This window comes from Candidatus Omnitrophota bacterium (genome assembly GCA_013791745.1).
In the GTDB taxonomy this organism is placed as follows: domain Bacteria; phylum CG03; class CG03; order CG03; family CG03; genus CG03.
In genome coordinates this window covers 1-8,808 of record VMTH01000022.1, presented here as the reverse complement: position 1 = coordinate 8,808, position 8,808 = coordinate 1, and the positions used below count along the sequence as shown (strand labels likewise).

The following is an 8,808-nucleotide window of genomic DNA, read 5'->3' as shown; positions in this document are numbered from 1 at the left end:
ATTCTTTGAGCTTTTTATCCGGCTTATACTGTTTGTTCTCGTATTTAATATCATCCCACCACATGGGTTTCCTGTTATTCGGGTCGTCGGAGCCCCACATCCCGATTTCATCCCCGTAATATACCGCCGGCGAGCCTGGAAAAGCGAACTGGGCGGTCCTGATAAGTTTCAGAATATTATATTCCTTCTCCGACGGACGGGAATTATCGTAATTTTTCCCGTCGGCATTCTGAAGGCGGTTGCGCGTGTTGTATTCCCTGTCGGGATTTTTAATCATTGAGGCAATCCTGTCGGTGTCATGGGAATTCGTCAGATTATACTGAACAAAAACGACCTGCTGGGGATGACGCACGGCAAGCTCTCTCAATTTCATGTCAAATTCATTCGCCGAAATTTTAGTATTTTTGTCTATAAAATAATCAACAAGTACTTTCGCGAATTCATAATTCATCACAGAATCAAAAGTTTTACCGTCATTAAGCCAAACAGAAGCGTCCGTCCATATTTCCCCGATTGAAAGCGCGGCAGGATTGGCTCCCCGCACAACTTTCCGCCAGTCTTCCCAGAAAGGTTTTTTCACGCACATAGGCACATCCAGCCGCCAACCGTCAATTCCAGTGAGGCCGCTACCCGGCTTTTGCCATCTTTCCGTTATATTGAAAATAAAATCTTTCACCGGAGGAACAAGCCCCTTCTCGTCCTGATTGAATTCCGGAAGAGCCCCGAAACCCGCCCATCCTATGTGCTTAAACGGCTCCCACGACGACACTTTATACCAATCGGCGTATTTTGAGGCCTTTTTTTTCATTCTCAAATCTTCAAACTCCCTCATCTCCGTCCCCGAATGGTTGAACACCCCGTCAATAACTACCCGTATTCCGCTGTTGTGAGCGTCATCTATAAAATTAAAAAAATATTTATCTGTCGGCGTAAATTCCCAGGTTGACGGTTCATCCGTTTCGCCTGAGAGCGCCGCCAAATCCCCCTTTTGATAAAAAGTGTCGTCAATGTGCCTGAAATCGGCAGTATTGTATTTCTGATATGATTCTGATTTAAAAACCGGATTAAAATATATCGCCGTTACACCAAGATCCCGCAGATAAGGCAGTTTCTCTCTGACGCCTATCAAATCTCCGCCGAATTTCCTGTCCCAAACAACATTATAAAAACCTTCGCTTTTTTCTTTCTCCGTAAGCTTAAACCAGTCCCACGAAAAAGGAAGAATATCAAATGTCGGGTCATTGGAGCGGTCGCCGTTTCTGAAACGGTCAACCATTATCTGGTACCAAACAACATGTTTTGCCCATTCCGGAGTTTTAAGGTAGTTCGTAAAAGTGTTTCTGCTTTCAAATTCGCCGGCGATCAAACTGTCGGCCGCGGCTCCGGATTTACCGAAATATTTTTTCGCGCCGCTGTCATAAGCGCAGAAAACAAAACTGATTTCATCTTTTACCGTCGTCACATAAGAAACAAAATAATCAAATCTGCCGTCGCTGTAAAAACGCGTGAGCTCGTATTTTGGTTTTTCCGCGCCCTTAATAAAAAGTTCCGCACTTTCTATATCCTGCGCCGCTGCCCGGAGAGTAAAGCGGATTCTTTTCTCCGCGTAAGGATTAAAACTCATCGCGTCGTTTATATAAAAAGACAGCCCCTCGCTCCGTATCTTTCCGTCGCCTGTCTTTTCGTTAAACTTGACTTTGTAAGAAGCTCCAACCAGAAGAACGGAATTAAAACCCCCGTGACCGTCGTCAACTTTCTCAGGGTTTTTCGGATCGCCCATCCAGTCACTGCCGTTAACCACAAATTTGTAGAGATATTTTCCCTCTTCAAATTTCAGCGCGAGCCTGTGAATATCTTCCGCCTGGTAATAGGTCATTTTATGCGCCGTAGCGCTCCAGTCGGCGAAATCCCCCGTCACATAAACAGCTTCAACCCTTACCGGGCTCTTGTATTCAAAAGTAATATCTTCTTTACCCGCATACAAATGCAATTGCCCTGCAATCATCAGCGTTAAAACCAAAATCATTTTTTTCATCACTTTTCTCCCGCGGGGTTAAAACCCCGCCTGCAACTACAACTCGGGGGTTAAAACCCCGCCCGCAAACTTTGTCAAAAATTCACCGCTGTTATCTGCGTTTATCAGCTGGAATTTCTCTTAATAAGCTCCACCGGCAAAAATTCTTTTACCTGTTCGGGCTGCCTGCCCTCAATTATATCAATGAGCTTTTCCGCCGCGCGCCGGGCAATACCGTAAATGTCATATTTTATGGTCGTAAGAGCCGGCGACATCACCGAAGCCAAAGGAAGGTCATCCATCCCGCAGACCGAAATATCTTCCGGCACCCTGAGTCCGGAGCGCTTTATCTCCTTCACCGCGCCCGAGGCCATAATATCGTTCCCCGCAAAAACAGAGTCGGGTTTTTGTTTAAGAAGTTTTTTCATCGCCATAGCGCCGCCGTCTTCACTAAATCCTCCGCGAGCAGTTAAACTATCATCAAAAACTATGCCCGCCTTTGCCAGAGCATCCTTATACCCATTAAATCTATCAAGCGAACTTGCTATATTAAAATCTCCGTAGATATGAGCTATTTTCCGGCGTCCCGAATCCAGCAGATGCTCAACAGCAAGCTTCCCTCCCCTTTTATTGTCTCCGGTAACAAAAGAAAGACTGCCGCCGTTAAGATAGCTGCCCGCAAAAATAAAAGGAAATTTCAATTCGTGCAATTGATTCAAATAAGTATCCGAATATGTTGAACCCACATACAGCATTCCGTCTACGCTTCTTTCCTGAAAAAGCCTGATAAACCGGCGGCTGCTTATAAAGCTGTCCGATACAACTTCAAGCCGGAGACTATAAGAATTATCAAGACAGGCGTCATAAACTCCATTCATTGCAAGCGCGAAAAAAGACTGCTGAAATATTTTATCCAGATTGGGAATCATAAGAGCGATATTACCTGATTTATTCATAGCGAGACTGCGGGCGGCGGAAGACGGCCTGTAACCGAATTTTTTCGCGGTCATAACAACTTTTCTGCAGGTTTCTTCTGATATTCTTGAATTTCCCGAAAGAGCAAGCGAAACTGTTGCCGTTGATACGCCAACCAAACCTGCGATATCCTTAATTGTCACATGATGATTGCGAATGGACGTATTGTCTATTTTCCTAAGGTTCTGACTTTCATACATAAATGTACCAGGGTCTCCTTAAATCCATCAGCTTTGACGACTGTTTCGCGGAAAATCCTATATCAATCAGTTAACCGGTTAACCGAAATCACTGTAGAATCGTATAAAAAAAGCAACTATCCCGTCAATAACTTCGCTGCACAAACAGTAACGAAAACAGGAAAACGGAGGAAAACGGGACGTCCTTAATTTTTCCTAATTTTTCGCGAACGAGACGCCGGTTTCCCGATTCGTCCTCTGGCGAAACACATGTACCTTGCCTACCGCAAAAACGGGTTAAAAGAATTTAGAAGTTCTTTTCGTCCTGATTGGCGAAACGGCCGGAGTATTTGGCTTTACCCCGCAGTTTCTGAAAAATAAACTGGCAGATCTTTGTTCCCGGGTGAAGCGCCAGCGGCATTGATGAGAAATTCGTTATCTCCAGGCACTGCTTGTTGTCAATGCCGGGCTGTATGAAGCTCGCGGATATGTGAACCAGCAGTCCCATCCTCGCGAAACGGCTGCGGCCTTCCAGCCAGCCGCTTATGTTATCCGACAGCGTTATCCTCTCAACCGTTATGCCGAGGATCGTATCGCCCGGCATGAGTATTATCCTGTCGCCGGTCTTGACGAACACTTTTTCGGTATAATCCTCGTGAGAGACATCCTCCGTTATATCAACGATGTCGCGGACTTTTTTGAAAACGAGAAATTCATTTCCCAGCCGCAGGTCAACCGAGCCCGGCCCCATCTGGTCCTCGTTGAAAGGCTCAATTTTTATGTTCCCCTGCTTCATCTCGTCCAGGATCTCGTTTTTTGTCAGTATACTCATATTTTCTCCCCGCGCCCGGGCTTACGCCGACGCGCCTTATTTTTTCCGAGGTATTATATAAATTCGCGGGGAGTGTGTCCAACCTTCCACGGGAAAAACTACTTCTTTCTCCGGTTGATCTGTTTTTTTATTTCTCTCAGATATTTCAAATCCTCAATATCCTTCGCACGGCCGGCGGCTTTGATAAGAGCGGAGAGAAATATTGAAGTTAGCCGGCGATTATCCGGATTTTTTTTGAGTTTTCTGTAATAAAATGAATTGTTTTTTTATTTTGGCGAATTCCTTCGTTTTCCCCTCCTGTTCAGACCATGCAAGTATTTCTTTCAGATTAACAGTGTTATATTTTGCGACGAGCAAAGCTTGTTCCAAACCTTGGTTATCATCCCAATGATAATATGCCGCGAGCCTGTCTTTCACGCAATCGGTAGGGGCAAGAAGATTCAATTTTCCGGTGCTAAACTTAAAAATAATCCGTATCGGGATGTTTAAAATATCTGTTTTCTTCCGAGAAACCTATTGTTGACAGAATATCCCGCAGCTTTTTTCTTCCGGTTGATATGTTTTCAATAAAGTCGAGGTCATAGGATTGATACTGATTTTTTGTGTAGATTGACACGCATGCTCCTCCGGACAGGACACAGTTTATCCCGTGTTTCTTTAAATGAGAACTTACGAATGCCGCCAATTCCCCAAGCGTCATTTTTTTGACTGGTTTCACAAAGGTTTACCTTTTCTTCTCGGCCGGCGTCTGTCCATTGTCAGTTTTTTCCGGTCTTCGGCGGAATAAAAAGTCAATGCCTTACCCAATAATGCGTTTAATTCGGCCCGGAAAGGATAGCGGGGGTTTAAGCCATACAGACGGGTTTTGCCTACGACACGGCTATACGCAATCGCGCCGTTTTCAAGTCTTTCCAATTGTTTTTGAATTTGATTAAGATTGATTTTAAAAAAACGCGAGATCTCCCTTGCGTATCCTTCTTTACGGGTATACAAAAAAAGAAGAACCCTTTCCCTGTTTATTGAGCCCAAAAGCGCCTCGATCATATATCCCCCTTTATAGGTCATATGACCTATACGATAGGTCAGTGTAATATATTTGCGGCATTAAAGCAAGTCCCCTGCTTTTATAAGGAAAAAAGGAAAAAAGAGGAAAAAGGAAGGAAAAAGGGGACGTCCTTAATATTCTAAGGGTTTGTCGTAATTATGGCCGGGTTTTATCAAAAATACCCTCATAAGGATTTTGTATACAATGCCTTGTATAACAATAATTACAGGCGAACCTTGACAAATGAAAAATACTAAACTACAATACTATTAGATTACAAATCAGGAGGTAATGTTATGGATATAATCCGGCACCCTAATCAAATGGGGCAGATAACTCTGCCAAAAGAGTATCTCAGCAAACTCGGGCTCGGTTGTGAAGATTATTTTCGCATAGAGTTACAAAATGACACTATTGTTTTAACCCCGATGAGCATAGAGCCTAAATTCACAAAAAAAGAACTCAATAAACTTAATATGCTTTTTGATGATAAAAAAAACAGCGGAAAAATATTTTCATCTTCAAAGAGCGCCCTCTTTTCATTGAAGAAACAGATTAAAAAATAGTGAGAATAGAATTCAAAAAATCTTTCTTTAAAAGTTTTGATAAATACTCTAAAAAGGAACAGGAAAATGTTTTCAGTCTAATTCAGAATTTCATAGAATCTCTTGAAAAACACAAGCTCCCTAAAGGCCTCGGCGCAAAACTGCTGAGCCCCTCTTTCAGAATATGGGAAATAAGATTTACTTTAAGCATCCGGATTATATTCCGGTATAAACACAATATTCTGGAATTTGCGCTTGTGGGAAGTCACGATCAAATAAAAAAATATCTCAAAAATCTGTAAGACAAATTGTCTCTATGGCAGAATCAGCCGGTAGAATATGAGAAATACTCCGCGCCCTCATCAGGGCGACCGCAATGGCCGCCCCTACATTGCGGCTGCCGGAGTATGAATAACGCAGGTTAGAATATTAAGGACGTCCCCTTTTTTCCCTTTTTTCAGCTGCCGGCCGCCAGGTTGAAACTTGAAAAATTAATTTTTTGAGAAGCGTTTGCGGCGGCTGTGGTCAAGGATTTTTTTCCTGACCCTGATGGCTGAGGGCGTCACCTCCATCAGCTCGTCCTCGTTTATGTATTCCAGCCCCAGCTCCAGGGTGAACTGCCTTGACGGCGGGAGCTTGATCGCGTCGTCCGTACCGGAGGCGCGCATATTCGTGAGCTTCTTGGTCTTGCAGACATTCACGATAAGATCGCTCTCGCGGCTGTGGGCGCCGACCACCATTCCGGCGTAAATTTTGTCGCCGGGTTTTATGAAGAACACTCCCCGCTCCAGCACATTGGCTATACCGTAGGCGACGGCGACGCCGGTTTCCATGGCCACGAGCGCGCCCTTCACCCTTCCGGGCATCTCGCCGCAGTGCGGCGCGTATTCCAGAAAAGTGTGGTTCAGTATTCCCGTGCCGCGGGTGTCGGTTATAAACTCATTCCTGTACCCGAGGAGCCCCCGCGAGGGAATGCGGAATTCCATCCTCGTGTTCCCGTCTTTTCCCGGCGCCATCGCCAGCATCTCGCCTTTTCTTTTGCCGAGTTTATCTATGACGATTCCCGCGTAGTCCTGGCCCACGTCTATAAAAGCCGTCTCAAAAGGCTCGCAGAGCCTGCCGTCTATTTCCCTGGTGATGACGCGGGGTTTTGAAAGCTGCAGCTCAAAACCCTCACGCCTCATGTTCTCTATGAGTACGGCAAGCTGAAGTTCGCCGCGGCCCTTGACCGTGAAACTGTCGGCGGCGGATGTTTTCTCAACCTTTATGCTGACATTGCTCTGCAGTTCCCTCTGCAACCTGTCCCATATGTGGCGGGAGGTGACATTCTTGCCATCCATACCGACGAAAGGAGAATCGTTCACCATGAACTCTATTGACAGCGTCGGGCGGTCTATCTCTATTGACGGGAGCGCCACGGGATTCTCCGGGTCGGCTATGGTCTCACCCACGTCAATACTTTCCGCGCCGGCCACCGACACGATGTCGCCCGCGAAGGCCTCTTCCACCTCTTTTTTCAGCAGGCCCTCGTAGACAAACAGCTTTGTTATCGTGAATTCCACGGAGCTGCCGTCTCTTTTCAAACGGAGCAGTTTCGCGCCGCGCCGGAGCGTACCGTTGTGTATCTTGCCCGTGCCTATGCGGCCTATGTAATTGTCATATTCTATGGCGGAGACGAGGAACTGGACGGGGGCGGAAACATCCCCCACCGCGTCGGGAACGCGCTTTATTATAGTCTCAAAAAGCGGCGTGAGATCATCCGACTCGTCGTCGGGCTGATATTTCGCTATGCCGTCTCTGGCGGAAGCGTAGACAACGGGAAAATCAAGCTGTTTGTCGTCGGCGTCAAGCTCCAGGAAAAGATCGAAGACCTCCTCGAGCACCTCTTCGGGCCGGCACCGCGGGCGGTCTATTTTGTTGATGACGACAACCGGCCTCAGTCCGAGCTCCAGCGATTTTTTGAGCACATATTTTGTCTGGGGCATCGGGCCCTCAAAAGCGTCAACGAGCAGCAGTACGGAATCGGCCATCTTCATGATACGCTGCACCTCGCCGCCGAAATCGGCGTGGCCGGGGGTGTCAACGATGTTCACCTTATAGCCCCCGTAGGTGAAGGCGGCGTTTTTGGAAAAGATCGTTATGCCCCTTTCCTTTTCAATATCGTTTGAATCCATCACTCTCTCGACGACAACCTGATTCTCTCTGAAAACACCGGTCTGCCTCAGCATGGCGTCAACGAGTGTGGTCTTGCCGTGATCCACATGCGCGATGATTGCTATATTTTTAATTTTGCTCATTTATTTTACTCAAATTTTAATTTGTGAAACTGGTGACGGTATAACAACATCCGCATTCCTCAAATTTTGGTTTGGAAAGCTGATTATATATAAATTGGCGGAATACGCAAGCCTCGCGCGCGAAGTGAAAAAGGAAGTGAAAAAGGGGACGCCCTTAATAAAATGAAAGCGGGGACGCGCGAAGGCATCAGTCAATTCTTTTTTTTGCCGGCTTTTTTGTTTTTGGTAGGAAATTTTTCACACAGCCCGGAAAGCGTCTTTTTTAGTTCAGCGTAACAGCGCCGGATTCCGTAAATATTTTTCGCGGCGGCGGCATCTTCCATATCCGCGCCTATCCGCGATATGTCGTCAAAACCGTACATCGCGCCGGAGCCGCTCATCTTGTGGGCGATATACCTGACACTCTCAATATCCCCGGATTGAATATCCGAGCGTATTTTCTTCAAAAGTTCCTTTTTCTGTTTTATGTACCCGGGCCGCAGTTTCTCCATGTTCATTGATCCGCCGAACTCTTTAGCCGGCGGCAAAAAAGGCTTTAACTTTTCAAACAGATGAGAGGGCTCGTACGGCTTCAGTATCCAATCATCGGCTCCGCAGCTTTTTGCCCTGGCAATCAGGCGCTCCCGCGCCGCGGAAATAATAATAACAGGCACAGATGAGGTCACGGGCGAGGTCTTTACCCTCCGGCAAACTTCATCTCCCGTCATATCGGGCAGAGCCAGATCCAGGAGTATCAGATAAGGCTTTTCCGCTTTTAATTTTTCCAGAGCCTCAGTCCCCGATTGCGCGCACACTGACTCATAACCCCATATCTTTAACATCATTGACACAACTGTCAGCATGTCCGGCTCATCGTCAACGATAAGGACCTTCGCGGACTTGTTCACTAAAATCCGCCTTCCGCGCCGACGGGCCCCGATT

At 46.3% G+C, this 8,808-nt stretch carries 8 protein-coding genes and 1 pseudogene; 2 read left to right on the top strand and 7 right to left on the bottom strand.

Going from position 1 to position 8,808, the window contains the following annotated elements:
* From FP827_01090 to FP827_01070, 5 genes and pseudogenes are all read right to left on the bottom strand, one after another.
* Positions 1-2,035, bottom strand: a 2,035-nt coding sequence (locus tag FP827_01090) for a hypothetical protein (GenBank protein ID MBA3051680.1), incomplete at its 3' end; no start/stop codon positions are given.
* A gap of 104 nt (positions 2,036-2,139) precedes the next feature.
* Positions 2,140-3,189 (bottom strand): LacI family transcriptional regulator, encoded by a 1,050-nt coding sequence (locus FP827_01085; GenBank protein ID MBA3051679.1) that lies wholly within the window; start codon positions 3,187-3,189, stop codon positions 2,140-2,142.
* Positions 3,190-3,475: 286 nt separating this feature from the next.
* Positions 3,476-4,000: a dCTP deaminase gene (dcd, locus tag FP827_01080; protein MBA3051678.1), complete on the bottom strand. Its 525-nt coding sequence runs from the start codon at positions 3,998-4,000 to the stop codon at positions 3,476-3,478.
* Positions 4,001-4,219: 219 nt separating this feature from the next.
* A pseudogene (locus FP827_01075) lies at positions 4,220-4,718 on the bottom strand (hypothetical protein).
* Entirely contained in the window at positions 4,715-5,044 is a 330-nt protein-coding gene (locus FP827_01070; protein MBA3051677.1) for a winged helix-turn-helix transcriptional regulator, read from the bottom strand. The pseudogene FP827_01075 and the gene FP827_01070 overlap by 4 nt, the downstream one beginning before the upstream one ends.
* 297 nt (positions 5,045-5,341) lie before the next feature.
* On the opposite strand from FP827_01070, the gene FP827_01065 reads away from it, so the two are divergent.
* Together FP827_01065 and FP827_01060 are read left to right on the top strand one after the other, a co-directional pair.
* The gene (locus FP827_01065) at positions 5,342-5,611 is read left to right on the top strand and encodes an AbrB/MazE/SpoVT family DNA-binding domain-containing protein (GenBank protein ID MBA3051676.1); all 270 of its coding nucleotides are present in this window, start codon (positions 5,342-5,344) and stop codon (positions 5,609-5,611) included.
* Positions 5,611-5,892 carry a hypothetical protein gene (locus FP827_01060; protein ID MBA3051675.1) on the top strand — a complete coding sequence of 94 codons (282 nt, stop codon included), beginning with the start codon at positions 5,611-5,613 and terminating at the stop codon, positions 5,890-5,892. Before FP827_01065 ends, FP827_01060 begins: the two co-directional genes overlap by 1 nt.
* Before the next feature lie 189 nt (positions 5,893-6,081).
* On the opposite strand, the gene typA is transcribed toward FP827_01060, so the two are convergent.
* Both typA and FP827_01050 read right to left on the bottom strand, forming a co-directional pair.
* The gene (typA, locus tag FP827_01055) at positions 6,082-7,887 is read right to left on the bottom strand and encodes a translational GTPase TypA (GenBank protein ID MBA3051674.1); all 1,806 of its coding nucleotides are present in this window, start codon (positions 7,885-7,887) and stop codon (positions 6,082-6,084) included.
* A gap of 191 nt (positions 7,888-8,078) precedes the next feature.
* Positions 8,079-8,808, bottom strand: a 730-nt coding sequence (locus FP827_01050; protein MBA3051673.1) for a response regulator, incomplete at its 5' end; no start/stop codon positions are given.

Bases quoted from the DNA above. Each gene is read 5' to 3' on its own strand.
- dcd (MBA3051678.1), bottom strand. From the start codon at position 4,000: ATGAGTATACTGACAAAAAACGAGATCCTGGACGAGATGAAGCAGGGG.
- FP827_01085 (MBA3051679.1), bottom strand. From the start codon at position 3,189: ATGTATGAAAGTCAGAACCTTAGGAAAATAGACAATACGTCCATTCGC.
- FP827_01065 (MBA3051676.1), top strand. From the start codon at position 5,342: ATGGATATAATCCGGCACCCTAATCAAATGGGGCAGATAACTCTGCCA.
- typA (MBA3051674.1), bottom strand. From the start codon at position 7,887: ATGAGCAAAATTAAAAATATAGCAATCATCGCGCATGTGGATCACGGC.
- FP827_01070 (MBA3051677.1), bottom strand. From the start codon at position 5,044: ATGATCGAGGCGCTTTTGGGCTCAATAAACAGGGAAAGGGTTCTTCTT.